Origin of the sequence: Saccharomonospora marina XMU15 (assembly GCF_000244955.1) — a bacterium.
In the GTDB taxonomy this organism is placed as follows: domain Bacteria; phylum Actinomycetota; class Actinomycetes; order Mycobacteriales; family Pseudonocardiaceae; genus Saccharomonospora_A; species Saccharomonospora_A marina.
The window spans coordinates 4,756,326-4,782,118 of the sequence record NZ_CM001439.1; the positions used below are offsets into that span (position 1 = coordinate 4,756,326).

Sequence of the window (25,793 nt, forward strand, 5' to 3'; positions counted from 1 at the left end):
CCCGGACCAGCGGCGCGGTTTTCGGGCTCGCCACACCAGCCGGACGGTTTCCCGCGCAAATCGAGTCGCAGCGAGTAACGAACCCAAACCCGGGAGCAGCACGATGACGACAACCGCCTACCGGACCTGTCCGTTGTGTGAAGCCGCGTGCGGTCTCACCCTGACTCTGAACGATCACAACCGCGTGACCTCGGTAAGAGGCGACAACCAAGACCCGTTCTCCCAAGGCTTTCTCTGTCCCAAAGGGGCCAGTCTCGGCCAACTGGACGAAGATCCGGACCGGCTCACGACCCCGCTGGTGCGAAAGGGCGACCAGTGGCGCGAAGTCGGATGGGACGAAGCGTTTCGTGTGGTTGAAGCGGGCATTCGCGAGGTGATCGATACCCATGGGCGCCAAGCGCTCGCACTCTACTTCGGTAACCCGACTTATCACACGATGGCCGGTTTCATGTACCGGCAGGCACTCACCGAGATCTCCGGGACTCGCAACATCTACTCCGCCGCCACCGCCGATCAGATGCCCAAGCATGTCTCCTGCGGGCTCATGTTCGGCGACCCTTTCGCCGTCGCGGTGCCGGACCTCGACCGCACCGACTACCTGCTCGTCCTCGGAGCCAACCCGATGGTCTCCAACGGCTCGCTGTGTGTCGCACCGGACTTCCCCAGGCGGCTCAAGGACCTGCGCAAGCGCGGCGGGAAGCTCGTAGTCATCGATCCACGGCGCACCCGCACCGCGGAAGTGGCCGACGAGCACAACTTCATCCAGCCCGGTACGGACCCCTTCCTGCTGTTCGGCATCGTCAACACCTTGTTCACCGAACACCTCGTGAAGGCCGGTGACACGGTCAGCGGTGTCGAGGTAGCCGGTATCGAAGAGCTTCGCCGCATGGCCGAGGAGTTCCCATCCGAGCTAGTCGCCCCGATCTGCAAGGTGCCCGCGGAGACGATCAGGCGACTCGCGCGCGAGTTGTCCTCGGCACCGACGGCAGCCGTGTACGCGCGGATCGGCACGTGCACCGCCGAGTTCGGCACGCTCGCGCAATGGCTCGTCGACGCCATCAACGTTTTGACCGGAAACTTCGACAAGGCCGGTGGCGTCATGTTCGCCAAGACCGCCGCGCTGGAGATCTTTCGCACCGGGCAACCCTTCAGCACCGGGAAGTTCCGTAGCCGGGTGCGCGGACTACCCGAGGTGAACGGCGAACTGCCGGTCGCCACACTGGCCGACGAGATCGAGACTCCGGGCGAAGGTCAGGTTCGGGCACTGCTCGCAATAGCTGGCAACCCCGTGCTGTCGGCTCCCAACGGTCCACGCCTGGACCCTGCCCTCGCCAACCTCGACATGATGGTGTGCGTCGACCCGTACCTGAACGAGACCACCAAGCACGCCGACGTGATCCTGCCGCCACCACGGATGCTGCAGTCCGCGCACTGGGACTTCCTCGTACAGATCATCATGGTGCGCAACTACGCTCGATACTCCGAGCCGGTGCTCCCCTTGCGGCCGGACCAGTACCACGAGCACGACATCCTGGCGAGGCTCTTCCTCATCCTGGCGGGTATGGGCGCCGACACCGGCGCCGATACCGCGCACGAGATGGTCGTCGGACAGCTGCTGGAGGGCCTTACGTCCGCGCCCGGCTCGCCAGTGGCAGGCACCGACCCGGCCGAACTCCGTGCCGGCCTCGAAGGCACCGGTCCAGATCTGTTCCTCGACGCGCTGCTCAAGTTCGGCGGCTACGGCCTCACGCTCGATTCCGTGCGCAAGCAGCCGCACGGAATCGACCTCGGCCCGCTGCAGCCACGCTTCCACGAGTTGGTGTGCACCGCATCGGGGAAGCTGGAACTGGCGCCCGCGGCGCTCGTCGACGACGTGGAACGGCTGCGGGCCCGGATGAAGCGGCCTTCCCCCGAGCTGGTGCTCATCGGAAGGCGACATCTGCGATCCAACAACAGTTGGCTGCACAACGTGCCGGCATTGGTCGGCGGGAGCAACAGGTGCACCCTGCAGATCAATCCGGCGGACGTCGCTCGCTACGGGCTCGGCGCACACGCCCTGATCCGCTCCGCGACCGGTGAGCTGGAGGTAACACTCGAGCCGGTGGACTCGATCATGCCGGGCGTGGTCAGCCTGCCACACGGCTGGGGCCACGACGGGACCACACAGTCGGTCGCGGCCAAGGAGCCCGGCGTGAACGTCAATACCCTCACCGGCGACACCGCCGTCGATACCCCATCGGGGAACGCCATTCTGAACGGCGTTCCCGTCACGATAAGCCCGCTCCTCACCGAGTGAGGCGCCGAAACAGCAGGTGAAACGGTCGGCCGGCGAACCGGCCGACCGTTTCGCGATATGCGGCCGGTCAGGCGTCGAACGGCTTGCGTCCGGTGACGATGCCGTAGCCCACCTCATCGGGGCCCGGCATCAGGAACCCCTTCAGCCCGGTACGGAACATATCCAGCTCGGCGCGGCCGAACTTCTCAGCGAGCTCGCTCTGGCTGGCCTCGACCGCAGCGAGGTACTTGCCGTTCCTACCGAACACCCTCGGACCGCACTGCAGGTACTCCTCGATCAGGAAACCGTTGTTACGCAGCGACTCCACCCATTCAGTGAGGGAAGGAAGTCGCACGGCAGCGATGCCGCGCAGGAACGCCTCCACCCTTTCCGGTGCCATCGTCTCGCTGCGGGTGTAGTGGCTCAGCGTCACTCGCCCGCCCGGCCGCAACACCCTCCAGAACTCGGTGAGCACCCGGTCAAGGTCAGCAGCGACCAGTAGCGACTCCACTGCCATAACCGCGTCGAAGGTGCCGTCGGCGAAGGCCATCGCCGAGTAGTCGCCGTTCTCGAAGTGGACCCTGCCGTCAAGTCCGGCCTCGGCGCAGCGCATACGAGCCTCGGAGATCTCGAAGTCGCTGACCGAGATACCGGTGACGCGCGCCCCCGTCTCCTCCGCGATCAGCAGGGCAGGCGCGCCGGGCCCGCAACCGGCATCGAGCAGGTGATCGTGCTCGCCGACGCCGAGTGAATCGGCAACCCGCCGGGTGATCCGCTTCGCCGCCTCGACGAACGGCGTCTCGTCTCGATCGTCGTACCAGTAGCCCTGATGGAACTGGCCGTCGCCAAAGGTGCTGGCGATCGCGGACACCTGGTCGTAGATCTTCGCAACGTCCGCCGGTTGGCGTTCTTCGCGCATCCTCGTTCCTTCCGTTCAGATCAGGTCTGCTGCCGTCCAGCCGTCGAGGTCGTACTCGTCCAAAAAGGATTCCACGAAAGCCTTGTGCCGCTCGAGGTCGCCGCTCGCCGTGTCCGCGAAGAGCATCTCCACCCGGGTGTTCTCGTGGTTGCCCGCATAGTTGCGTTCGTACAGTTCGTGCCGACCGCCGAACTCGGTTCCGACCGCGTCCCACAGCAGTTTCATGATCTTGGCCCGGTGCTCGGCATCGACGCCGTCCGATCCCCGCAGGTAGCGGTCCAGGTAACGTCGCAGCTCGGGATTCTTGAAGTCCGCCGCGCTCGACGGCAGGTAGATCAGCCCGCTGGCCACGTCCTGCAACACGATCTCTCGGACCCGCGGGTACCCCAGCTGCATGAACCAGCGATACACCATGCCGTAGCCGGCATTCGGCAGGAGCGCACCGTTCTTCCACGGTGTCGGATTGCGCGCCGCCGCGTCCGAGAGTGCCCAGAACAGCTTGCCCCAAGCCAAGACCTCTCCGAGCCGACTCTGCACACCGCGAAAATCCGCGGTCCCGGTGGTCGCCAGTGCCTTCGCGAGCAGGCCTGCGATGAACTCCAGCTTCACGGCCAACCGGGTGCAACCATGGAAGGTGAACCGTTCGACGAAGCCGGACTGCCCGGTGAACAGCTGCGCTTTCGACAGGTCGCCGTAGATGAACACGTTCTCCCACGGGATCAAGACCTTGTCCAGGACGAGAATGGTGTCGTTCTCGTCCAGACGCGAAGAAAGCGGGTAGTCGAACGGCGTGCCGGTCGCCGCGGCGGTGGCGCTGTAGGAAGGTCGGCAGACCAACTTCATCCCGGGCGCGTTCATCGGCACGGTGCACACCAGCGCGAACTCCCTCCTCTTGACGGGAATCCCGTAGTGGGCGATGAAGTTGTAGTGCGTCAGCGCGGACCCGGTCGCGACCACCTTCGCACCACTGACCACGAGTCCGGCGTCGGTTTCCCTCTCGACATGCACGTACACGTCCGAGACCTCGTCCGGCGGCCGGTGACGATCCACCGGCGGATGCACGATCGCGTGGTTCCAGTAGAAGACCTTCTCCTGCGACTCGGCGTACCAGCGCCGGGCGTTGTCGGCGAACGGCTCGTAGAAGTCGGCGTTCGCGCCGAGCGTTCCAAGGAAGGAGGCCTTGTAGTCGGGACTGCGGCCCATCCAGCCATAGCTCAATCTCGCCCATTCCGCGATCGCCCGCTGATCACCGACGAGTTCGTCCACACTGTAAGAGGTGACGAAGAACTTGTGCGTGTAACCACCGCTTCCGGTATCGGTCGCCGTGGTGAGCACATCGCGCTTGTCCGGATCGTGCAGCGCGTTGTAGAGCCGCGCCGTCATTCTCACGGGGTTTCGAAACGCCGGGTGGTTGACAAGGTCCTTCACCCGCTCGCCGTACAGGTAGATCTCGCGGTCATCCCGCAGGCTTTCGATGTACTCGTCGCCGTTCATGGGGCGCGAATCGGCCATCTGCTCAGCCTCGCTTCCGGTCGATCACGATGCGCTGCGGGCATGTCGATCTTCGCAGCGCCGCCGGGTCACCTCATCCTGAAACGTGCTTACCTCCGAAGCGGAAAAGCAACGGAAAAGGTGCCCGAAGGTCCGCGGTCCGGAAAGACTTGGGAAGCCCGCCACCTTTCGAGCGAAGGATGCATAACGACCATGACCATCGCGTCAGACCTTTCGGAACAAGGTTTCCCGCTCCCGCCGGAACCGGACTTGACGCCGGCGGAGGTCGTCAAGCGGGCCGAGTCGATCGCGCCGACCCTTGTGAAGCGCCAGGCCGAGACCGAACAGCGCACCTACTACGCCGAGGACACACACCAGGCCTTCAGCGACGCCGGTTTCTACCGAATACTCGTGCCCAGACGCTACGGCGGCTACGAGTTCGACATCGAGACCTTTTTTCGCGTCGTCATGGCGCTGGCACGTGGTTGCCCTTCGACCGGGTGGATGTACTGCCTCGGTGCCAGTCACGCCTTGGTCGCGGCGACGTTCTTCGGCGAGCGAGCGCAGGCGGAGCTGTTTCGCACCGGCGAGTTCATCGCCCCCACCACGGTGGTTCCCAGCGGTTCCGCCGAGCAGGACGGCAACGGTGACTGGATCGTCAGCGGTTCCTGGCCGTATTCGTCCGGCGCGCCGTACTCCACGCACTCCATTCACCACACGCTCGTCTTCCCCTCGCCGGAAGAGCCGCCGCTGCCGATGATGTTCGTCGCACCGAGACAGACCTACCGCGTTCTAGACGACTGGGGACAGGAACTGGGCCTGAAAGGCACCGGCTCGCAGACGGTGACCTTCCAAAACGCTCGTATCCCCAGCTACTTCGCGGTACCGGGAATGCACCTCAGCGAGGCGCAGGTCACCGAGAGTACGCCCGGAAGGGCCTTGCACGGCAACCCGCAGTACGGCGGTGGTCCGCTTGGCTTCATGATGCTGGAGTCCGCCGCGCTCGCAGTCGGCATGGCTCAGGGCGCGCTGGACGCTTACGGCGAGCTCATGCGCTCCCGCACCACTCTCCTCCCACCGGTTCGCGGCAGAGCCGAGGACGTCGACTACCAGTTCTGGTACGGGGAGGCGGCCGGGTTGATCGACACCGCGGAGGCGGCGGTTTCCGGGGCGGCACGTCGATGGCGAGAGTTGGCCGAAAAGGGTCCAGCCTGGACAACCCGCGAGGCGGATCTTCGGATCACCGGGGTGTGTCGGCACGCCATCAAACTCGCGTGGCGGGCGGTCGAAAGCTATTTGTTCCCCACCGCCGGTTCCAGCTCGGTTCGTCACGGCGAACGCATCGAGCGGGTCTGGCGGGACATGTCGATGCAGCACACCCATGCCGGCCTGAGCGTTCTCGTCCCGACAGTGGCGACTCGCGAGCTCGCGCTGACCCGTTTCACCTCGGCCGAGGAGAACCCATGACGACCTTCGAGGAAGCACCTCGGGCAAGCCTCGAGAAACTCATCGCATTACCCGGACGGCAGGCGTACGACAAGTCGGTCCGGGTGTTCAACCTCGCCGCGGCGCCTGCGCCCGCCGCGGCGGCCACCGCGACCACAGTGGACGACGTCCGGACTGCCGTCAGGTACGCGAGGCAGGAAGGGCTCGGGGTGCGGATGCACTCGACGGGCCACGCCGCCGCGAGCGGCAGGCCGGTCGGCGCGGGAGACCTGCTGATACGTACGGAGCTGGAAGGCGGGGTGGAGATCGACACCGCGCGACGCATCGCGCGGGTCCCTGCCGGAACGCAGTGGGGCGCGGTCATCGACGCCGCGCAGCGGCACGGTCTCGCCGCGCCGCACGGCTCGTCCGGGCTGGTCGGTGTGGTCGGCTACCTGTTGCGGGGCGGCGTCAGCTTCTACGGCAGGGCGAAGGGCCTCGCAGTGAACTGCGTGCGAGCGATCGAGCTCGTCACCGCGGACGGACAGCTGCGCAGGGTGGACCTCAGCTCGGACCCGGAACTCTTCTGGGCACTGCGTGGTGGAGGGGGCGGCTTCGGCGTCGTCACGGCGGTGGACATCGAGCTGTTCGCGGCCACCTCGGTGGTCACCGGTGCGACCTACTGGTCAGCCGTCCACGCGGACCGCATCCTGAGCAGGTGGCTACGGTGGTCCAGGAGCGCGCCGCCGGAGGCGACGACGGCGTTTCGGGTGATGAACCTGCCGCCCTTGCCGGAGATCCCAGCCGCGCTGACCGCCGGTCCGGTCGTCTGCGTCGATGGCGCCGTCCTCGGTTCTCCTGGGACCGACGGGGCGCAGCGGATCGCCGACGAGCTGCTGAACCCGCTACGTGAAGTCGGCGAGGCGCTGGTCGACACCTGGCATGCGGGTCGTCCCTCTGCCGTGGCGCAGACCCACATGGACCCCACCGAACCGTTCCCCATGTACGGCGATCACCTCCTGCTCGACGAGCTCGACGCGGATGGCGCGGCGGAGTTCCTGCGACTGGTCGGCATCGGTTCCGGTTCGCCGCTGGTCAATGCGGAACTGCGGCAGCTCGGCGGCGCCCTTTCGGTGCCGCCGGACACCGGCGGCGCGCTCGCCTCCCTCGACGCCCGCTTCGCCTACATGGGCGGCGGCGTTCCGTTCGAACCGGTCACCGTCGATGACATCCATGCCCACTGCGCGGCCGTACGTGAAGTACTCGAACCCTGGAACACCGGCTGGACGGCTCCGACGTTCATCGATCACTACGCACAACCGCAGGCCCATCTCAGCGCGGAGACAGTCGCCGCCGTGGACGAAATTCGGCGCCGGATCGATCCTGCGGGCCTGTTTCGCGGCGACATCGCGACCAATGCGACGGCACTGTCGTGACCGGATGAGGGACACACGATGACCAATCCATTCGACGACGACAGCGGCACCTTCGTCGTGCTGATCAACAAGGCAGGGCAGCACAGTCTTTGGCCTGCCCAGTTGCGGGTGCCTGCCGGATGGACCGCCGTTCACGGCCCTGACGGCAGGCAACGGTGTATCCACTACGTTGACGCGCACTGGCCGGACATCCGTGTCATCGGTCCCGACGAGACCGAAAACTGCTCCGAAGTCGTCCACCGGCGGTTCACCCGCCAGGCCGAGCGCACGCCCGATGCCGTCGCCGTGGTCTCCGGCGACGCCCGATTGACCTATCGGGAGCTCGACGAGCGATCGAATCGGCTCGCCAACCACCTGCTCGAACTCGGTGTGTCCACCGAGGACCCGGTCGCCGTGCTCATCGACCGATCGATCGAGTTGATCGTCGCGACGCTCGCCGTACTCAAGGCCGGCTGCTACTACCTCCCGCTGCACACCGCTCACCCACCTGCCCGGATGCAATGGATGATGGACCAGGCAGGCCGTCCGGTGCTGCTGACCGATGAAGGCTGGCGCGTCCGCGGGATCCCCGAGGCAGGCGAGGTTGTCGTCGTCGACTCCGACGATCGATGGCAGGCCGCACCGGCCACCGACCCTGCCGTGAACGTCCACTCGCATCGGCTCGCATACGTGATGCACACGTCCGGCTCTACCGGCGAGCCCAAGGGCGTCGCGGTCACGCACCGCGACGTGCTCGGCCTGGCCTTCGACAGCGCGTGGGACCCAGCCAACCACGAACGAGTGCTCATGCTGGCTCCATATGCTTTCGACCCGTCGACCTACGAACTCTGGGTGCCGCTGCTTCACGGCGGCAGGCTCGTCGTCGCCCCGCCGGGCGAACTCGAACTCGATACCATTCGACGGCTCGCCCACGACCAGCAGATCACCGGTCTGAACCTGGCAGCGGGGCTGTTCCGGCTCGTGGCCGAGGAAATACCTGAAGCGTTGGCGGGTGTGCGAGAAGTGGTGACCGGCGGCGACGTCGTGTCGCTCACCGCGGTCGGCCGGGTCCTGGAGACCAACCCCGCCGCCGTCGTTCGCATCCTCTACGGGCCGACGGAAGTCACCCTCGCGGCGACGCAGCTGGCCATCACAGCACTCGACCAGGTCAGCGCACGCGTGCCGATCGGCCGCCCCATGGACCATATGCGCGTACACGTTCTCGATCACAGCCTCACACCGGTGCCCGACGGAGAGCTGGGCGAGATATACATCGCAGGCCTGGGAGTCGCCAGAGGCTATATCGGCAAACCCGGCATGACGGCGGAGCGCTTCGTCGCCGACCCGTTCACCGGCGACGGGCAACGCATGTATCGCACCGGTGATCTCGGTCGCCGGACGGCGGACGGTCAGCTCGACTTCGCCGGGCGCACCGACGACCAGGTCAAGATCCGTGATTTTCGAGTGGAGCCCGCCGAGGTCGAGGCGGCGCTGGCCTGCCAGCCCGGCGTGGCACAGGCCGTCGTCGTTCCCCGCCGGGTTCAAGCAGGCGACACCCGGCTCGCGGCGTTCCTCGTGCCCGAGGCAGGCACGTTGGACGTCAGCCGCGTGCGGGCCGCTGCGGCGGCGACACTACCCGCGTACCTGGTCCCCACCGAGTTCACCGTCGTCGACCAGCTCCCGCTGACCCCCAACCACAAGATCGACCGCGCCGCCCTCCTCGCGCTCGAACCCACCCAGAGCACATCACCTTCCACCCAACCGCTGACAGCCGAACAGGATGTGCTGTGCCGGTTGTTCGCCGAAACGCTGGGCTGTCCACGCGTGGACCCGCGGGACAACTTCTTCGACCTGGGAGGGCAGTCGATCCTCGGCATGCGGTTGATCAGCCGGATCGAGACCGCACTCGGCGCGCGACTGGCGATCGCGGACCTCTTCAACGCCCCCACCGTTGCCGAGATCGCGAAACTGATCCCCGCCCGGCGAGAAGGTGCCGCGTGAACGTGGCAGTGGACCAAGAACACAACGAGGAGCGAATGTGACCGACGAGCGAGCAGGCGACCGTGTGCCACTCACCCTCAACCAGCTGTTTCTCGGTGCCTTCGACGAAGGTGCCGAGACGGGGCCGATCGGCCTCCGATATCACCTGGCGGACGGTTGGCTGGTGCATGGTCCGATCGACACCGATACACTGCGCGCCGCGTTGGACGACGTGGTCGCGCGGCATGAAGCCTTGCGTACCTCGGTGGTACATCACGACGACGGCGGATACCAGCTGGTCCACCCTCCGATGCCTGCGCGGCTGGAGGTCGTCGACCTGACCGATGTCGCCCCTGCCGACCGGGAGCGACGGGCCGAGGAGTTGCTGAACGAGATCGAGTCGCGCGAGTTCGACGTGCGTGAGTTGCCACTGATACGTGCCGTTCTCGGACGTTTCGACGACCGGGAGTCGGTACTCGTCCTGCTGTGTCACCACACCGCGGTCGACGGCTGGTCCGTGCGCACGGTGATCAGCGATCTGGCGAAACTGTACGCGGCGAGACATGGACACGGCGTCTCGCTGCCGACCCCCCGGCAGTACCGGGACTTCGCCTACTGGCAGCGAAGTGTGGCACCGACGGAACTGGAGCGGCCGTTGGCGTACTGGCGTGAGCAACTGCGTGACGCGCGGGTATCCGTACTGCGAGCCGACCATCCTCGCTCAGCCGGCCTGCCGCAGGCCACCGCCGTACACCGCTTCGAGCTCGCGCCCGACGTCATCGCCGCGGTCGAAAGGCTGTCCAGAACGACGCGCAGCTCCCCGTTCATGGTGCTGCTCGCGGCGTTCTACGTGATGCAGCACCGCCTCACCGGCGACACCGACCTTGTAGTGCCGACCTTCACGCCAGGCAGGCCCGAAGCGTTCGAGAAGACGGTAGGCACCTTCTTCAACTTCCTGCCGATGCGCACCGATCTCACCGATGTCACGAGCTTCCGTGATGCTCTCCAGCGCACGCGAAAGACCTGCCTGGACGCCTACTCCAACGACATTCCCACGGTGCACATATTCGGCGAGGCCCCTGAACTCATGGCGCCCGCGATGACCGACGACGGCGTGGCATTCGTTTTCCAGGTCTTCTTGATACCGGATGTGATGCATGGTGAACGGGTCGGCGACCTCGAGCTGACCGAGATCCACGACCGGCTCATCTCACAACCGGTGGGATCGGACGTGCCGGGCGCACTGTGGACGGTGAACCTTGACCCTGCTGGAAAGGGTATCGGCAGCCTGCAGTTCAACACCAACCTGCTGGACGAACCGACCATGGTCGGCCTCGCCACCGAGTACTGCCGGCTGTTGAAGGAATTGGTCACCGCACCGGACGCCCACCTGGCAGTTGCAGGCTAGACTCTCGCGCGGCGTTGGCGCGGCGTTGCAGGAGCGCGTTGTGGCGCGTGGAATCCCTACCTGCCGTCGCCGCTCTCGCCGCCGCTGAGGTGCCCCCTCGGGCAGCACTGCGCGCCAAGGCGGCCGCGGGCGGATTCGACGGCGCGGCGGCGGCTTCGCACCGGTCACCGCTCACGGGGAGAGCAGGCTACGGCTGTACCGAACCGCTCACGGCGGTGACCAGGCAGGCCGTCGCTAGCTGCCTACCGGGTCCGCGTCACCGGTACGGTCATCGCGGTCGCCCTGCGCGCCCGCACCGGGGGCGGCACCAGCGGTGTCGCCTGCGACGGTCTCCACATCCGTGACATCGCCCTCCCCGTCGGCGTCCTTGTCGCTGTCCCTGTCCTTGTCGCTGCCCCTGTCGGCCGTGCCCTCTTCGCCCTTACCTGCGTCGAAGAGCTTCAACGACGGGATGAAGAAGACGACCAGCGCCATCACCGCATAGCAGACCAGTACAACCACCAAGGCATGCCGCGCCGCGGTGGCGCTGATCAGCCAGCCGAAGAGAATCGAAGAGACGGGCACCGCCGCACCCATGATCGCAGCCGCGGCGCCGTTCACCCGGCCGAGCAAGTTCTCCGGAGTCCGCTCGTAATACGCGGTGAAGACGATCGGTGCAAGGCCCGCGGCAACCAGCCCCATCAGGAACGAGACGGCAATGGCCAGCAGTGAACCGGGTTCGACGAGCAGCAACGTCGAAAACACCAGCGTCGACGCGACATTGGTCAGCAGGAACCACCGGTACGCCGACACCTTCGTCGAGATCATCGCGAACAGCAGGCCACCCACGATGCCACCGATCGCCTGAGCACCGAGGAAGAAGCCCAGTCGCTCCGCGCCCTGATCCGCGAACACGAACCACGACGGGTAGATGATCGAGGCAAGCGGGAAGTGCAACCCCGTGTTCACCACGAGCACGAGCGTGATCGGCTTGAGTAGCGGTTCCCTCAGCAGGAACGTGAAGCCCTCGAGCATGTCCCGCCAGGCCTGACGTGCGGTGAGCGGGTGCTCGTAAACGATGTGCTGCTTGCGCACCCCGCCGATCAGCACGAACGACAGCATGAACAATGCGCTGACCACGACGAGCGCCATACTCTCGCTGAAGATCGCGACCAGCAGGCCCGCCGCCATGGGCCCGACGAAGTTCGCCGTGTTCTGCAACGCCTCCTGCAAGCTCGTGGCCCGGACGAGCGGCACGTCGTCGGCTTCGGCGGCCCTCGGCACGAGTGTGTCCTTGCCGATGGCACCCGCGCCGTCGAACAGGGTTCCCAGGATCTGGGTCGTGATGACGAGCCAGATCGGCAGGAAGTCGAACAGCAACGTGATCGGCAGAATGAGCACGGTCACGAAACTCGCCGCGTCGGAGATGAGAGCCGCCCTGCGGCCGCCGATCCGATCGGAGATGACCCCGCTCGCCAATGTCCCCACCAACGAGGCTGCCCCGACCGCGAAGGCGACGCCACCGGCGTTGAGCGCGCTGCCGGTCCGGCTGAGCACCAACCACGGGATGACGAGCCCGACCATTCCGTTGGACAGCGTGGACAACGACTGCGAAGAAATGACCCGCACCAACTGTTCGGCGCGGGCCACTCGCAGCAGTCCGTTCATCGGTATTCCTCCCGAAACAAGGCAGGATTGTCATCGAGCCCGACAAGCGACCGGCAACGGCGACACGATGATAGTGCAGGTTCATCACTGGTCGAACCACTCGCCAGGATTGAGCAACCTCGGATAAAGCCGCCCGATCGCCGACGCTGTTCGACCCGAGCGATCCGGACGCCGCAGCGCATTCCCACCCGGGACAGCCTCGGGATCGAGCGGCGTCGTCCAGCCTCGGCGGGCACTGAGCAATCTGCGAGAAGGCCGTCAGCCGATCGTGGGAGAAAATGCCGGAGGAGTTGCGCAATACCGGAGGTCGGCCGATGCGGGTTCTGTTCGTGATCAGCCCTGCGAAGACACACCTGTACTCGGTCACACCACTGGCCTGGGCCATGCGGACAGCTGGTCACGAGGTACGAGTTGCCAGTCAGGTCGAACCGACCCTGCTGTCACTGGATGACATCGCCGCCACCGGCCTGCACGGCGTGTCGATCGGCCCACCCGCGAGCCTTCCCACAATCGTGGATGACGCCATCTCGAAGTGGGACATGAGCAACGCGCCCCCGTATGTTCCGGGCCAGCAGTCCGTACAGGAGGACTACGCGAAGGACGATCCGCTCGCCGAGCTCACGATGCTGGTGGAGCACGCATACCCGACCTTCGGCCCGGATTCGGTGATCGACGACTTCGTCCGCCTGACCCGAAGCTGGAAACCCGATCTGGTCGTCTGGGACGGCACGGTGCTGCCTTACGTCGGACCGATCGGCGCGCTCGCATGCGGCGCGGCGCACGCGAGGATCATGTTCGGCACCGACGCGTTCGTACAGTTGCGCGACGCCGCTCGCCGGCAGCGACCGGACCTCGACCCGGTCCGCGACGGCATGGGGCCTGTACTGGACAGGTACGGCCTCGACTACACCGACGACCTTCCTGTCGGGCAGTGGACGATCAACAGCATGCCGCCGTGGACCTGGCGTCCGGCAGGCATGTCCTACCTCGATATGCGCCCGATCGCGTTCAACGGCCCACACCCGGTGCCGGAATGGGTATACGAGCCGGCGCCACGACGGCGAGTCTGTATCAGCCTCGGGACGTCGGCGCAGCTGACGGGCTCGGGAGCTTCGGCCGCGGACCTACTCGAAGCGGTCGCCGACCTCGACGTCGACGTGATCGCGACCCTCGACCGCAACCAGTTGGCCGGCGTCGCGGCCGTGCCGGACAATGTCCACGCGGTTGACTTCGTGCCACTGACCGCACTGCTCGGCAGCTGCGCGGCGATCGTGCACCACGGCGGCTCGGGGACGGTTACGTCGGCGCTCGAGAACGCCGTGCCGCAGTTGATCGTGCCGAGTGACCTCGGTGGCCAGAAGTGGTGGGCACCCGTAGCCCATGCCAACGGCATCGAGGCAAGAGGCGCGGGTCACTACGTGTGCGACACGCCGCAGTTGACAGGGGCGATCCTGCGCGACCACCTGGTCAAGGTGCTGCAGGACCCCTCGTACGCGGAGAACGCGGCCGAACTGCGCACCGAGCTGTTTTCGGTGCCCAGTCCCAACGACGTCGTGCCGGAGATCGTGCGCCTGACCGAGGAGTATCGACCCCGCTGAAGCGGCCGAGCACGGTGGCACCGCCGCGGTTGGTGAGCGGGCTGGACGCGGAATCGCTGAGCCTGCGGCGGCCAGTTCCGTACCGGGCGACCCGGACTCAGGCGGCGAGCCGGGCCAAGCCGGCCGCGATCTCCGACGGCGCCGGTTGTACGGACATCTCGTGCGCAACGCGGGTCGCCGCGTCGGCATAGCGACCGGTCGACAGCAAGCGGTGGCAGCGATCGCCGATCACGGCCGCGGTCAGCTCCTGCGGATGCAGGATCATGCCCGCGCCCGAGCGTTCCACGGCCTCGGCGTTGTCGAACTGGTCGTCGAACACCGGGAGCACCAGCTGCGGGAGATTCGCCGCGAGTGCCGTGAGGGTCGTGCCTTGCCCACCGTGGTGAACGGCGGCGACACAGGTACGCATCACTTCGGAGAGCGGCATCCGACCGACGTGGCTGACCGAGGTGGGCAACCGCGGCCAGTCGGCCACGACCTTCTCGTCCACGGCCACGACCACCGTCAGGCCCAACCGGGCGAGGTTCTCCAGCAGGGTCCGTACCACACCGGACACGTCGTCCAGGTAGGCCTCGGGCAGCACGGTGCCGAACGTGACACACACCCTTGGCGGGCCTTCCCCGCGCAACGCCCAATCCGGCACCGGCGTGTCGCCGTTGTAGTCGATACTGCGAATGCTCTGGTGGCTCGCCGCATACGGCAGCCGCAACGTCGGTGGCCACGGGTTGATCACCCAGTCCGGTACCGGTAACGCGTTCCCCGGCCCGGCCGCTCCCAGCACCTGCGTGGCGGCGATTCGATACTCGCGAAGCTCGGCAACCCCCCAGTGCAGCTCGGCGAACGGAATGCCACCGGCCGCCGCGACCAACGGGCCCGCGGTTTCGGCACGCTCGCACACCACGACGTCCGGCCGCCAGGAGTCGACGAGCTTGCCCAGCTCCGGCAAGGCCTGCTCGCTGGCCCTGGCGAAAGCCTGGCCATGGGCGTACCGCCGATCCGCAAGGCTGTAGTGCCTTGTCGCGGCGAACGCCTCTGCCAGAAAATCGGCAGGCGGGCCGCACGCGGTGACCGGTAGGCCCGCCCTCGTCGCTACGGAGACAAAGTTCTCGGCCGTGGCGACAAGTACCTCGTGACCGGCGAGCCTGCACGCCCACGCCAGCGGCACCAGCGGGAAGAAGTGTCCTGACAGCGGCTGGGTCGTGAAGAGAATTCGCACTACGACTTCCGAACTCCGACGAACAGGCCGGGGCTGTTCGGCCTGCCCGCCAGCTCCAGGCCCGGTATCAGCTCGACCGAACAGCCTGCTCGCTCGAATGCCTCTTCATAGTCCTCTCGGGCGAACAGACACACGAACAGCACCTCGGTGAACTCGGAGATCCCGGACGAGTCCGCGACGACGAATCTGATCTCGTGCCGGGTCTTGCTGCCCTGCCGCGAAGACTGCGTGATCCGTGCGATGACCCGGTCCTCCTCCTTGACCAACGCGCCGCCTGCGTGCCCGTCAAGAAAACTCTCCGGAAAGAACCACGGTTCGACGACCAGCACCCCACCTGGAACGAGGTGTGCGGTCATTCGGCCGATAGCCGCGATCAACTCGTTCCTGTCCGCCACGCAGGCCACCGAGTTGCCCACACACACGACCGCGTCGAACGATCGGTCGAGCTCGAAGTCGCGCATATCGCCGCTGTGTATCGCAACCGCCGGTAACCGGGACACCGCGATGTCACGCATGGCAGGTGCGTACTCGAGCCCTTCGACGGTGTCGAACAGCTCGCCGAACGCCTCCAGATGCGCGCCGGTGCCGCACGCGACGTCCAGGAGCGAGTTCGCCGCCGGCATCCTGGCACGCACGACATCGGTCAGCCGCCGCGCCTCGTCCTCGAAATCCTTACCACGGCCCCGAAAGACGGGTTCGTAAAGCCTGGCGTGCTCCGGCCCGTACTCGCTCATCGGACTCCCCGTGCCGCATCGGTAGCTTCGGCCGTCACGACCTCATGCAGCGCGGAAGTGACGGTTTCGACATCTGCGTCGGACAACTCCTGGTGCAGTGGCAGGCACAGCGTCCTCGCCGAGGCGTACTCGGCGCCGGGCAACTCGACCTTCGCCCCGTACGCGGGCACCTTGTGCAGCAACTCGTACCGGAACGTCGTGTAGATGCCGCGGTCGTAGAGCTCCCGTGCGACCGTGTCGCGGACCGAGGGCGCCAGTTGCACCCAGTACAGGTAGTGCGACGTGACATGCCCGGCGGGCACGGGCGGCGCGAGCACGAGGCCGGGAACGGAAGCGAGCGCGCGGTCGTACTCGGCCGCGATCTCACGCCTGCGGGCCACTGCCTCCGGCAACCGCGAAAGCTGCACGAGCCCGATGGCGGCGAAGACATCGTTCATGATGCGCCGAGGGCTGAACGAACAGACGTCGAACTCCCACCACCGCGTTGCCGCACGCCGTGCCTCGTCGAAACCGCTGCGCTGCTCCAAGCCGAGGTAGGCCAGCTTCGCCGCCTTCTCGACGAGGGCCGGATCGCGGGCATACAGCATGCCGCCTTCCACCGCTACAGCGATCTTGCCGTGGTCGAAACTCCACACCGCGATGTCGCCGAAGGTCCCGGCAGGTTTGCCGGCCACGGACGACGCTTGGGCGTTGGCGGCGTCCTCGATCAGCCACAAGCCACGGTCGCGACAGAGTTCGGCGATCTCGGCGATCGCCCCGGGCTGTCCACCGTAGTGCAGCACTGCGACCGCCTTGGTCCGTTCGGTCAGCGCGGCGGCCACGTTCGCGACGGTCGGGTTCAGCGTGCGCCCGTCAACGTCGCAGAACACCGGGCGGGCGCCACGAGCGGCGATCGCGTTCGCCACTCCCACGAAGCTCACCGAAGGCAGCACCACCTCGTCACCAGGGCCGACCTCGATGAGCTCCATCGCCACGAAAGTGGCGGCGGTACAGGAACTGAGAGCCGTCACCTGCTCCGCGCTCGCACCGATGTGGTCGGCCCATGCCCGCTCGAACAACTCGACCTTCGTTCCCTTGCCGACCCACCTGCTTTCGAGAACCTCGCGAACAGCTGCCAGTTCCTCGTCTCCGAACGACGGCTGGAATATGTTGATCATCTGCTTCCCCGCGTCAGGCCGAGGCCGAGGCGGCGGGCTTCAGCACGAGTGGCACCGAGCGTCGCCCGTTCATGATGAAGGATTCCTGCGGCTCGATCGCGTCCGCCTCGACGGCGAGGTCGAGTTCGGGAAATCGCTCGAACAGTGCCGCGAGGGCAACCTCCGCTTCGAGTTCGGCAAGCGGAATCCCGACGCAGCGGTGGATGCCGTAGCCGAAAGAAAGGTGTTCCTTTTCCGCCCGCATGACGTCGAACACGTCCGCGGTCTCCCCGTGTAACGCCGGATCACGGCCGATGGCGGCGTAATTGACCAGCACCGGGTCGCCCTTCGCTATGGTCACGCCACCGAGCTCGACGTCCTCGACCGCGAACCGGAACGGCAGGTGTGCCACGGGTGCCTCCAGGCGGGCGGTTTCCTCGATCACCGCGCTCCACGGCACCCGCCCTTCGCGCACCAGTTGCAGCTGTGCGGGATTTCGCAACAGCTGCACGACCGCGTTGCACAGCAGGTTCATCGGGGGTACGGTTCCCGCGGCCCGCATGAAATGCAGTGTGCCCACGATCTCGTCGTCGGTGAGCCGTGCTCCGTCCCCGTCCCGTGCCGCGATCAGCGCGGAGGTCAGGTCGTCGCCCGGTTCGCGGCGCTTGACCTCGACGAACGCGTGGATGGCCGCCAGCCAGCGCTGGAAGCGAGCCGCTCTCTCCTCGGGTGAGGCGTTGGTATCGACGTTGATCTCCGTGCCGGTGAGCATCTCGCTACCGGCGGTCTCCGTTACCCCGAACAGATCGCAGATGACCTGAGTGGGAAACGGGTGAGCGAATGCCGACCTCAGGTCGATCACCTCACCCGGGCTGGTCGCGTCCAACTCGTCGAGCAGAACGGCGGCCGCCTTCTCGACGCTCGGCCGCATCGACCGCACCCGGTGCGCGGTAAAGGCTTTCAACGTCAACTTCCGCAGCCGCGAATGCTCCTCGCCGTAGCTGCCCGCGATGTTGCGCATGAGCGCCCAGTCCAGCAGTGGGAAACCCGAGGGGACCCTGCCTTCGGCATAGTCCGTCCAGTGCCGCCGCGCGTCCTTGGAGAATCTGGGGTCGGCAAGGGCGAGTTTGGCTTCCTGGTAGCCCACGATCGACCACGCCCGAACGCCTCCGGGAAGCTCGATCGAACCTACCGGTCCATGTTCCCGGATCCGTCGGGCCTCACCATGTATGTCGCTGCCGAAAAGGTCGATGACAACAGGGCTACGCATGTCCACGGAAGGCCTCCCAGTGCGGAACTGATCTCGCTGGCCCGAGAATATGCGGGATGGAACCGTAAGGATTATCCGGAATTGCTGAACATGCCTTTTCCACGGCGATTCGCCCGCAAAGCACGGCAGAAAAGGGCTCGGCCGGCGGTTTGCCGGCCGAGCCCTGATCCGTCGCCGCTGCGAGCCGGCGATGTCACTGCGTCAGTGCGGCCTCGATCTCCAGCAGGATATCGACCTTGTCGCTGATGACGATCTTGCTGTCAGCGGCGAGCCCGAAGTTGACTCCGAAGTCACTACGATTGATCGAGGTCCGGCCCTCGAAACCGATCCGCTGCTCCCCTGCCAGACCCGTGGGATCGAGGCCGAGGAACTCGAGCTGGATCTCGATCGCCTTCGTGATGTCGCGGATCGTCAAGTCGCCGTCAAGGACCCATCCACCCTCCACGGAGCGAACACCGGAACTCACGAAGGTCATCTTCGGCGATTGCTCGACGTCGAAGAAGTCGCTGGTCCGCAGGTGGTCGTCCCGCATCTGGTTGCCGGTGCTGACTGATGCCAACTCCACCGAAACCCCGACCGAGGACTGAAGCTGGTCCTCCTCGATCCTGATCTCGCCGCTGAAGTCGCTGAACGTGCCACGCACCTTGCTCATCAGATGCCGCACAGCGAACCCCATGACACTGTGCGCTGGGTCGATGACCCAGGTCCCGGCCGCAACCCCAGGCAAGGGCTGAGCTTTCGTATCCGTCATCTTTCGTTGTCCTCCTCGAGGTCTTGTCGCGGCCGCGCGTGCCCGGCCGATTCTCACATCCGGGCAGGCTCCGGTCATCTTCCAGCTTGCGGTTGCGGTGGTCATCTCCCGCCGTGCGGTGACGGCAGTCCGCCACGAAGAACAGCGAAGACGGCAGCGCAGGAGTTGTCCCCGCCCCCCGCTTCGGGCGCAGGATTGGTCAGGGCTGTGGCGCTCGATCGCACATTCGGTGGCGGCCGCAGGGGAATCTTGGAGGCAACGCCTTCCAACAGCCGGACCTTGGGAGGATCGATATGGCGACTGGCCCGACGCACGAGCCGGACTGTCGATGCCGGATCTGCGGCAGCTCCGTCCGGGAGTTCTTCGATTTCGGAATGCAGCCGGTGGCGAACGGGTTCGTGTCCGAGGAGCAGCTCGGTCAGGAGTCGTTCTTCAGGCTGTCGGTCGGGGTGTGCACGAACTGCACGATGGTCCAACTGACCCAAGAGGTGCCGCGGAGCACACTGTTCCATGCCGACTACCCCTACCGGTCGTCCGGTTCGGCGATAATGCGCGAACACTTCGAGAGCTTTGCCCACTCATTGCTGCACGAGGAGTTGAGCGGACCCGATCCGCTGGTCGTCGAGATCGGAAGCAACGACGGCATCATGCTCAAGAAGGTCAGCGACGCCGGCGTACGGCACGTTGGGGTCGACCCTTCCGCTGCAGCCGCGAAGGTCGCCGCGGCGAAGGGCGTCAACGTCCGGGTCGAGTTCTTCGAGGAGTCGTCGGCGGCGGCGATCCGGGACGAGTACGGCCCGGCGGACGTGATCTTCTCTGCCAACACGTTCAGCCACATAGCCGACATCGGGTCCGTACTCAACGGCGTGGACATCCTGCTGGCCGGGGATGGGACCTTCGTGTTCGAGGACCGCTACCTCGGCGACATCGTAGCCAAGAACTACTTCGATCAGATCTATGACGAGCACTTCTACCTCTTCTCCGTGGCCTCGGTGCGCACCATGGCCGCTCGCCACGGTTTCGAGCTCGTCGACGCCACAAGGCTGCCCGTGCACGGCGGATCTGTCAGATACGTCCTCGCCCGCGCGGGGTCGCGGCCCACCCATCCCAGGGTTGAGCTGTTCCTCCGGGATGAGGATGGCAACGGCATCACGGCCATGGAAACCCTCACCAGGTTCGGCGAGAACATCGACCGGATCCGGCACGACCTCGTAACGCTGCTGCGGGATCTGCGAGCGCGAGGCAAGCACGTCGTGGGTTACGGCGCGACCTCGAAGAGCACCACGGTGCTGAACTACTGCGGAATCGGGACCGAGCTGATCCCTCGCATCTGTGACTCGACCCCGGAGAAGCAAGGCACCTTCACCCCCGGAGTGCACATCCCGGTGACACCCCCGGAAACTTTTCACGACCCGTTTCCGGACTACGCGTTGCTCTTCGCGTGGAACCACGCCGAGGAGATCTTCGAAAAGGAGACCGAATTTGTCCGCAACGGTGGTGAATGGATCCTCTACGTGCCACGGGTCCACATCCACCGGCCCGGCTCGCTGCCCGTCGTGGCGTGACTCCTGCGCGGAGCAGCGGTGCTGCTCCGCCGCCAGGCGATGGTAGCGCTACCAACTCACCACACGGAGTGTGATTCGATGACCAGGAAACCGGCCTGGCGAAAAGGACCACGCAAGTCGTGGCGTCGCTATGCCGTCACCGACGAGGCATCCGAACTCGCACTCCAGAGGTGCGACCCGGACGCCGAAGCCTCGCGCACACCACAGCTTGCCCATGGCTTCCGTTGGCGGGACCTGGTCGCGGAAATCGAGGCCGAGCGAGCCTTTCGCGAGGAAGGCGAGGTGCGGGCCGCATGACCTCCGCCGAACACGACACGTCCGAACCACCGCGGGCCCGCCATAACCCGAGTCTGCACGTCGTCCGCGAAGCCCAGGAACCGCGGTCGCGGCCCACCGAGCCGACGATGTCGGTACTGCGCCGGCGGCGCCGCGGTCTTCGCGACCGGATCACCGCGGGCAACGACGCGGCGGTGGACCGCCAGCACCGCCTCGGCAAGCGGACCGCGCGGGAGCGGCTGGAGCAACTGCTCGACAAGGGATCGTTCGTCGAGATCGACATGTACCGGCGCTCGGCTTCGCGGAGCAACCTGCCGAAGCGCCCCTACACCGACGGCGTGGTGGCAGGATCGGGCACCATCGACGGCCGCCGCGTGTTCGTGTACGCACAGGACTTCACCATCTTCGGTGGCTCGCTCGGCGAGGCCCACGCCTCGAAGATCCACAAAGTGATGGACCTCGCCCTGTCCACCGGTTCGCCGATGATCGGCCTGAACGACAGCGGCGGTGCGCGCATCCAGGAGGGCGTGATGGCGCTGCACGGCTACGGCGGAATCTTCCGCAGGCAGGTCGAAGCTTCCGGTGTGATCCCGCAGCTCAGCGTGATCATGGGGCCATGCGCGGGCGGTGCGGCGTACTCGCCGGCGCTGGCCGACTTCACCTTCATGGTGAGAGAGACCGCCAAGATGTACCTGACCGGCCCGGACGTCGTCGAGGCGGTCAGCGGCGAGCACGTCACCCACGAGGAACTCGGTGGCGCGGACGTCCACGGCTCACGGTCCGGCGTCGCCACGCTCGTGTACGACGACGAGGAGACGTGCATCGAGGACGTCCGTTACCTCGTGTCGCTGCTGCCGAGCAACAACCTCGACCGGGCTCCTCGAGAACGAGAGTGCGGCGCGACCGGCGACGAGCGGCCCGCGCTGGCCGACCTGGTGCCTGTCGAACCCACCCAGCCGTACGACATGCGCGATGTCGTCGCGGAGATCGTCGACGACGGCGACTTCTTCGAGCTGCACGAACAGTGGGCACGCAACGTCATCTGCGCACTCGCGCGCATCGACGGCGAAGTGGTCGGGGTTGTCGGCAATCAACCGGTCGAGTTCGCCGGCGTGCTCGACCGAATGGCGTCACAGAAGGCCGCGCGATTCGTACGTTTCTGCGACGCGTTCAACGTGCCGCTGGTGACACTGGTCGACGTCCCCGGCTTCCTACCCGGAACCGAGCAGGAGCACGCGGGAATCATCCGGCACGGCGCCCAACTGCTCTACGCCTACTGCGAGGCGACGGTACCGCGGATCCAGGTCATCGTCCGCAAGGCCTACGGCGGTGCGTACATCGTCATGGACTCACGCTCGATCGGCACGGACCTGTCACTGGCCTGGCCGACCAACGAGATCGCCGTGATGGGCGCGGAGGGCGCCGTCAACGTACTTCATCGCCGCGAGCTGGCAGAGGCCGTGGACGCCGATTCCCGGCGCGCGAAGCTCGTGGCCGAGTACGCAGAGGAGTACATGCACCCGCACTACGCGGCGGAACGCGGCCTGGTCGACGACGTCATCGACCCGGCGCAGACTCGCTCCGCCGTCGCGACCGGGCTGGCCATGCTACGAGACAAACGAAAGCGGATGGCGCCACGCAAGCACGGGAACATCCCGCTGTGATCTCCTGACCGCCACACGGCTCGCGTCGCCGTGGCCACGGGCTTGGTCGCCCAGCGCCAGGTCGGCGACGCGAACGTGCGGTAGCGGATCAGTCCTTGGCCACGGTCACCGCGGCCGATTCCGCGGTGCGCTCCGGCGCTCTCGGTTGCGGTACCCGAGGCGAGAAGCTCGCCGCGACTCCACGCCGTTCCTTCCAGAGATGGTGGCAGGCCACCACGAAGATGACCGTGCCTACGACGTTGGCGATGAGGTGCCACCAGATGCGGTAAGTCCACAATCCCGGGCCGGGTTCGAGCAGGCCGAACAACGTCGATATCCCGATGGCAGGGGAGCCCGCCGCGACGGACACTGTGAGCGCGAGATGCTCCAAACCATGGATGCCCTGCATGACGGCGCCCATCCGTCCCCACTTGCGGGCCTTGCTGTGCACCGCTTCGCGCGTGATCAGCACGACACCAACGAGCCCTGCGAGGAAGATGAAGTTGCCCACGAGATGGAGGATCTCCATGCCCAGCGTCGGGCTGCCCGAAACCAGCGCCCCGAAGCCGTCGGCGAGCCCGGTGCCCCATGGAGTCATCCAGGCTCTTTCGTTGGGATTGGCCGCCCAGTAGCCGACCTGCGCGAAGTGCTCCTGCACGTGACCGATCTGGCCGAACATGCCGACGACGATGACGCAGGCGGAGCCGTGGTACAGCCACGGTCGCACGACGCGATGTGCGGCGTAGACGAGTACGGCCACGGCCGCCCACATCGAAACGGCCCACAGGAACAGCCCGGCCGCGCCGAGCATCTCGAGCGTTGTGGCGCTGGCGTGTGAATGCTGCATGCTTGGTCGTCCTATCCGTTGCCGATCGGCGCGGGTGCGCCGTAGCTGACATCGACGCCCCGCGCCCGAGCCGCGTCGACGATGCCGGGCATGGCGCGTTCGGCCAGCGCGGCGATCGTCATCGCCGGGTTCACGGTGAGTGCTCCGGGTACGGCGGAGCCGTCCGTGACGAAGATTCCCGGATGCCCTCTCAGCTCGTGCGTGTCGTCCAGTGCCGACGTTCCCGGGTCGTCACCGATGCGGCACGACGCGAGCGGGTGCACCGTGTAGGCGCCGACGAGGTCGTTGGTCCACGTCCCCACTTCGGCGATGCCGTCGCGTTCCAAGATGTCGGCGACGTCGCCGTCCGCCATCGCCCACGCCCGCAGCGTGGTGTCACGCGGCTGGTAGGAAAGTGCGCCCCTGCCGAGCATCTGCTGCGAGATGCGCATCGCGTTGCCGGTCGGCGGTGGTGGGCCGAACACACCCTCATTGTCGTCCTCGATCATCTGGAAGATCGTCAGCCACGAGCGCCAGCGCGACAGCATCCGCTTCTTCGCCGGCCCGAACCAGTCCGTGGAGCCGGGCACCTGCGCCAGAATGGTGCCCAACCCCGGTGGGAAGTACAGTTGCTCGAGGGAGTAACGGGTGAACTCCGGCAGGGAACCGTCCAGACGATCCCAGCTCGCGACGGTCGGCCCCTTACCGATGTGGTTGGCCTCGTAGGCGATGCCGTCGCCGCGCTCAAGCCCAAGTACGTCGCGAACTCGGTCCTCGTTCATCACCGCGGTGTTGAGACGCTCGCCGTTGCCGGAGAAGTACCGGCCCACAGCGTGCGGCATCGAGCCGAGATCCGCTTCGGAACGTTGCAGGATGACCGGCGTAGCACCGGCACCCGCCGCGAGCACGACGAGCTTGGCGTCAATGGTGCCGCTGCCCACCTGCTCCCGGTAGTCGACCTCGTCGATAACGTTGTAGTGCACCCGGTATCGACCGTCCTCCGCGCGGGAGAGCTTCTGCACCTCGTGCAGCGGCCGGATCTCGGCACCGTGCGACACCGCGGCGGGAATATAGTTGCGCTGCAGGGACTGCTTGGCGTCGAACGCGCAGCCCGCCATCATCCAGTTGCAGTTGGTGCACGTGTCGTGGTCCACCGCGGAGGGCAACGGGTTGGCCGTGCGCCCGGCGTGGTGACAGGCCGCCGCCCACAAACCGCCCGCGTAGGTGGCATGGTTCCAGTCCGGTTTGGAAATCCGAATCGACTCCGCGACACGGTCGTACCACGGGTCGAGCGTGTCACGGGTGATCGCCGAGGGCCACATCCGGCGCCCGAGGCTTCCTTGCCGTTCGAAGACGAACCGCGGCGCGCGCGGCATCGCGGAGAAGTACACCACGCTGCCGCCGCCGACACAGTTGCCGCCGAGCACGCTCATCCCGTCGCCGACGACGAAGTCGAAGATCCTCGTGTATGAGGAGCCAAGCAGGAAATCGTGTTCGAAGTCGCGCGCCGACAGCCACGGGCCCCGCTCCAGCACGGTCACCGCGGCGCCGCCCGCGGCGAGGTGGTAAGCGGCGATCGCGCCGCCGAAACCGCTGCCGACGACGAGTACGTCCGTTCTTTCGGTGGTGGTCATGCCGGGCTCCCTGATGCCGTGGTGCCGGGATGGACGTCGGCGAGCGCCCTGCGATAGGAGTACGCGCGGAACCGCCAGCGGCCGTCGTCGTCAGGTGTACCGATTCTCATCGCGGTCAGTCCCGGATGGCCCGCCGCGATCGCATCGGCGGTGTGCAGGTGGGCCGCGCTGTCGTAGGCCATGTTGCAGAACAGCGCAAGGCTCACCCAGCCCTCCTTCTCCGGGTGACCCGGGGTCGTCAGCTGCCGCACCAGCGCCGCCCTGTGCTCGTAGCCGAGCGAGACGAACTCGGCGACGTCGTCGTCGAGCGGGAGCCCCCTTTCCGCCGCGTACGCGGCGGCGTGAGCGTTGAGCATCGCGGCGAGCGAATCGACACCCTCCGTGATGCCGGTGGCAGGCGTCCGCAGCAACTCGATCGCCCCTGACGCGACCGCTCCGCCACCGTCGGACACCCCGGCGATCGCCCGGTCTCCCGGCCACCGCTTCTCGCCGGGGATGATCGTGTCCGCGAACGCCTCCAGCGTCATCGTCAGCAGGTCGTCGTCGCTATTGGACGGTTCAGACATTCGCAACCTCCTCGTAAT

The 25,793-nt window shown here is 66.5% G+C and carries 20 protein-coding genes; 9 read left to right on the forward strand and 11 right to left on the reverse strand.

Translation table 11 applies throughout. The features are described from left to right. Window positions 1-103 precede the first annotated feature (103 nt). Window positions 104-2,296, forward strand: coding sequence for a molybdopterin oxidoreductase family protein (locus SACMADRAFT_RS22405; RefSeq protein WP_009156138.1), 2,193 nt, complete (start codon window positions 104-106; stop codon window positions 2,294-2,296). A 67-nt stretch (window positions 2,297-2,363) separates the two neighbouring features. Here the strand turns inward: SACMADRAFT_RS22405 and SACMADRAFT_RS22410 are convergent, their stop codons facing one another. Together SACMADRAFT_RS22410 and SACMADRAFT_RS22415 are read right to left on the reverse strand one after the other, a co-directional pair. Next, window positions 2,364-3,194, reverse strand: coding sequence for a class I SAM-dependent methyltransferase (locus SACMADRAFT_RS22410; protein ID WP_009156139.1), 831 nt, complete (start codon window positions 3,192-3,194; stop codon window positions 2,364-2,366). Window positions 3,195-3,209: 15 nt separating this feature from the next. Next, on the reverse strand, window positions 3,210-4,706 hold the full coding sequence (locus SACMADRAFT_RS22415) for a 4-hydroxyphenylacetate 3-hydroxylase family protein (RefSeq protein ID WP_009156140.1): 1,497 nt from the start codon (window positions 4,704-4,706) through the stop codon (window positions 3,210-3,212). Between the two features lie 192 nt (window positions 4,707-4,898). Between SACMADRAFT_RS22415 and SACMADRAFT_RS22420 the strand changes: the two genes are divergently transcribed. Genes SACMADRAFT_RS22420 through SACMADRAFT_RS22435 form a run of 4 tightly spaced genes read left to right on the forward strand, consistent with a single transcriptional unit; the run spans window position 4,899 to window position 10,913 of the window. Then, complete coding sequence (locus SACMADRAFT_RS22420; RefSeq protein ID WP_009156141.1) at window positions 4,899-6,152, forward strand: acyl-CoA dehydrogenase family protein; 1,254 nt, start codon at window positions 4,899-4,901, stop codon at window positions 6,150-6,152. Continuing rightward, window positions 6,149-7,546 carry an FAD-binding protein gene (locus SACMADRAFT_RS22425; RefSeq protein ID WP_009156142.1) on the forward strand — a complete coding sequence of 466 codons (1,398 nt, stop codon included), beginning with the start codon at window positions 6,149-6,151 and terminating at the stop codon, window positions 7,544-7,546. Before SACMADRAFT_RS22420 ends, SACMADRAFT_RS22425 begins: the two co-directional genes overlap by 4 nt. 18 nt (window positions 7,547-7,564) lie before the next feature. Then, window positions 7,565-9,526 (forward strand): amino acid adenylation domain-containing protein, encoded by a 1,962-nt coding sequence (locus SACMADRAFT_RS22430; protein ID WP_009156143.1) that lies wholly within the window; start codon window positions 7,565-7,567, stop codon window positions 9,524-9,526. Between the two features lie 37 nt (window positions 9,527-9,563). Next, entirely contained in the window at window positions 9,564-10,913 is a 1,350-nt protein-coding gene (locus SACMADRAFT_RS22435) for a condensation domain-containing protein (RefSeq protein ID WP_009156144.1), read from the forward strand. A 234-nt stretch (window positions 10,914-11,147) separates the two neighbouring features. Here the strand turns inward: SACMADRAFT_RS22435 and SACMADRAFT_RS22440 are convergent, their stop codons facing one another. Continuing rightward, window positions 11,148-12,560 carry an MFS transporter gene (locus SACMADRAFT_RS22440; protein WP_009156145.1) on the reverse strand — a complete coding sequence of 471 codons (1,413 nt, stop codon included), beginning with the start codon at window positions 12,558-12,560 and terminating at the stop codon, window positions 11,148-11,150. A 314-nt stretch (window positions 12,561-12,874) separates the two neighbouring features. On the opposite strand from SACMADRAFT_RS22440, the gene SACMADRAFT_RS22445 reads away from it, so the two are divergent. Beyond that, window positions 12,875-14,158 carry a nucleotide disphospho-sugar-binding domain-containing protein gene (locus tag SACMADRAFT_RS22445; protein ID WP_009156146.1) on the forward strand — a complete coding sequence of 428 codons (1,284 nt, stop codon included), beginning with the start codon at window positions 12,875-12,877 and terminating at the stop codon, window positions 14,156-14,158. 97 nt (window positions 14,159-14,255) lie between these two features. On the opposite strand, the gene SACMADRAFT_RS22450 is transcribed toward SACMADRAFT_RS22445, so the two are convergent. The 5 genes from SACMADRAFT_RS22450 to SACMADRAFT_RS22470 all read right to left on the reverse strand — a co-directional run bounded on the left by SACMADRAFT_RS22450 (window position 14,256) and on the right by SACMADRAFT_RS22470 (window position 19,190). Continuing rightward, window positions 14,256-15,374 carry a nucleotide disphospho-sugar-binding domain-containing protein gene (locus tag SACMADRAFT_RS22450; protein WP_009156147.1) on the reverse strand — a complete coding sequence of 373 codons (1,119 nt, stop codon included), beginning with the start codon at window positions 15,372-15,374 and terminating at the stop codon, window positions 14,256-14,258. Next, window positions 15,374-16,108 (reverse strand): class I SAM-dependent methyltransferase, encoded by a 735-nt coding sequence (locus tag SACMADRAFT_RS22455; RefSeq protein WP_009156148.1) that lies wholly within the window; start codon window positions 16,106-16,108, stop codon window positions 15,374-15,376. The genes SACMADRAFT_RS22450 and SACMADRAFT_RS22455 overlap by 1 nt, the downstream gene beginning before the upstream one ends. Further along, on the reverse strand, window positions 16,105-17,265 hold the full coding sequence (locus SACMADRAFT_RS22460) for a DegT/DnrJ/EryC1/StrS family aminotransferase (protein ID WP_009156149.1): 1,161 nt from the start codon (window positions 17,263-17,265) through the stop codon (window positions 16,105-16,107). Before SACMADRAFT_RS22460 ends, SACMADRAFT_RS22455 begins: the two co-directional genes overlap by 4 nt. A gap of 13 nt (window positions 17,266-17,278) precedes the next feature. Beyond that, a complete protein-coding gene (locus SACMADRAFT_RS22465) occupies window positions 17,279-18,391 on the reverse strand; it encodes a cytochrome P450 family protein (protein ID WP_232285451.1) in 1,113 nt (370 codons plus the stop codon). Between the two features lie 316 nt (window positions 18,392-18,707). Next, window positions 18,708-19,190, reverse strand: coding sequence for a YceI family protein (locus tag SACMADRAFT_RS22470; protein ID WP_232285452.1), 483 nt, complete (start codon window positions 19,188-19,190; stop codon window positions 18,708-18,710). 368 nt (window positions 19,191-19,558) lie between these two features. Here SACMADRAFT_RS22470 and SACMADRAFT_RS22475 point away from each other — a divergent pair, with 368 nt between their 5' ends. From SACMADRAFT_RS22475 to SACMADRAFT_RS22485, 3 genes are all read left to right on the forward strand, one after another. After that, window positions 19,559-20,830, forward strand: a complete 1,272-nt coding sequence (locus tag SACMADRAFT_RS22475; protein ID WP_009156152.1) for a class I SAM-dependent methyltransferase — start codon at window positions 19,559-19,561, stop codon at window positions 20,828-20,830. Window positions 20,831-20,908: 78 nt separating this feature from the next. Beyond that, window positions 20,909-21,127 (forward strand): DUF6222 family protein, encoded by a 219-nt coding sequence (locus SACMADRAFT_RS22480; RefSeq protein ID WP_009156153.1) that lies wholly within the window; start codon window positions 20,909-20,911, stop codon window positions 21,125-21,127. Continuing rightward, complete coding sequence (locus SACMADRAFT_RS22485; RefSeq protein WP_009156154.1) at window positions 21,124-22,770, forward strand: acyl-CoA carboxylase subunit beta; 1,647 nt, start codon at window positions 21,124-21,126, stop codon at window positions 22,768-22,770. The genes SACMADRAFT_RS22480 and SACMADRAFT_RS22485 overlap by 4 nt, the downstream gene beginning before the upstream one ends. An 88-nt stretch (window positions 22,771-22,858) precedes the next feature. On the opposite strand, the gene SACMADRAFT_RS22490 is transcribed toward SACMADRAFT_RS22485, so the two are convergent. Genes SACMADRAFT_RS22490 through SACMADRAFT_RS22500 form a run of 3 tightly spaced genes read right to left on the reverse strand, consistent with a single transcriptional unit; the run spans window position 22,859 to window position 25,775 of the window. Further along, the gene (locus SACMADRAFT_RS22490; protein WP_009156155.1) at window positions 22,859-23,596 is read right to left on the reverse strand and encodes a DUF6008 family protein; all 738 of its coding nucleotides are present in this window, start codon (window positions 23,594-23,596) and stop codon (window positions 22,859-22,861) included. Between the two features lie 11 nt (window positions 23,597-23,607). Beyond that, window positions 23,608-25,209, reverse strand: a complete 1,602-nt coding sequence (locus tag SACMADRAFT_RS22495) for a GMC family oxidoreductase N-terminal domain-containing protein (protein WP_009156156.1) — start codon at window positions 25,207-25,209, stop codon at window positions 23,608-23,610. Continuing rightward, entirely contained in the window at window positions 25,206-25,775 is a 570-nt protein-coding gene (locus SACMADRAFT_RS22500; RefSeq protein ID WP_009156157.1) for a DUF5987 family protein, read from the reverse strand. The genes SACMADRAFT_RS22495 and SACMADRAFT_RS22500 overlap by 4 nt, the downstream gene beginning before the upstream one ends. Window positions 25,776-25,793: the final 18 nt, after the last annotated feature.

Bases quoted from the DNA above. Each gene is read 5' to 3' on its own strand.
- SACMADRAFT_RS22405 (WP_009156138.1), top strand. From the start codon at position 104: ATGACGACAACCGCCTACCGGACCTGTCCGTTGTGTGAAGCCGCGTGC.
- SACMADRAFT_RS22410 (WP_009156139.1), bottom strand. From the start codon at position 3,194: ATGCGCGAAGAACGCCAACCGGCGGACGTTGCGAAGATCTACGACCAG.
- SACMADRAFT_RS22415 (WP_009156140.1), bottom strand. From the start codon at position 4,706: ATGGCCGATTCGCGCCCCATGAACGGCGACGAGTACATCGAAAGCCTG.
- SACMADRAFT_RS22420 (WP_009156141.1), top strand. From the start codon at position 4,899: ATGACCATCGCGTCAGACCTTTCGGAACAAGGTTTCCCGCTCCCGCCG.
- SACMADRAFT_RS22425 (WP_009156142.1), top strand. From the start codon at position 6,149: ATGACGACCTTCGAGGAAGCACCTCGGGCAAGCCTCGAGAAACTCATC.
- SACMADRAFT_RS22430 (WP_009156143.1), top strand. From the start codon at position 7,565: ATGACCAATCCATTCGACGACGACAGCGGCACCTTCGTCGTGCTGATC.
- SACMADRAFT_RS22440 (WP_009156145.1), bottom strand. From the start codon at position 12,560: ATGAACGGACTGCTGCGAGTGGCCCGCGCCGAACAGTTGGTGCGGGTC.
- SACMADRAFT_RS22445 (WP_009156146.1), top strand. From the start codon at position 12,875: ATGCGGGTTCTGTTCGTGATCAGCCCTGCGAAGACACACCTGTACTCG.
- SACMADRAFT_RS22455 (WP_009156148.1), bottom strand. From the start codon at position 16,108: ATGAGCGAGTACGGGCCGGAGCACGCCAGGCTTTACGAACCCGTCTTT.
- SACMADRAFT_RS22460 (WP_009156149.1), bottom strand. From the start codon at position 17,265: ATGATCAACATATTCCAGCCGTCGTTCGGAGACGAGGAACTGGCAGCT.
- SACMADRAFT_RS22470 (WP_232285452.1), bottom strand. From the start codon at position 19,190: ATGGGGTTCGCTGTGCGGCATCTGATGAGCAAGGTGCGTGGCACGTTC.
- SACMADRAFT_RS22475 (WP_009156152.1), top strand. From the start codon at position 19,559: ATGGCGACTGGCCCGACGCACGAGCCGGACTGTCGATGCCGGATCTGC.
- SACMADRAFT_RS22480 (WP_009156153.1), top strand. From the start codon at position 20,909: ATGACCAGGAAACCGGCCTGGCGAAAAGGACCACGCAAGTCGTGGCGT.
- SACMADRAFT_RS22485 (WP_009156154.1), top strand. From the start codon at position 21,124: ATGACCTCCGCCGAACACGACACGTCCGAACCACCGCGGGCCCGCCAT.
- SACMADRAFT_RS22490 (WP_009156155.1), bottom strand. From the start codon at position 23,596: ATGCAGCATTCACACGCCAGCGCCACAACGCTCGAGATGCTCGGCGCG.
- SACMADRAFT_RS22495 (WP_009156156.1), bottom strand. From the start codon at position 25,209: ATGACCACCACCGAAAGAACGGACGTACTCGTCGTCGGCAGCGGTTTC.
- SACMADRAFT_RS22500 (WP_009156157.1), bottom strand. From the start codon at position 25,775: ATGTCTGAACCGTCCAATAGCGACGACGACCTGCTGACGATGACGCTG.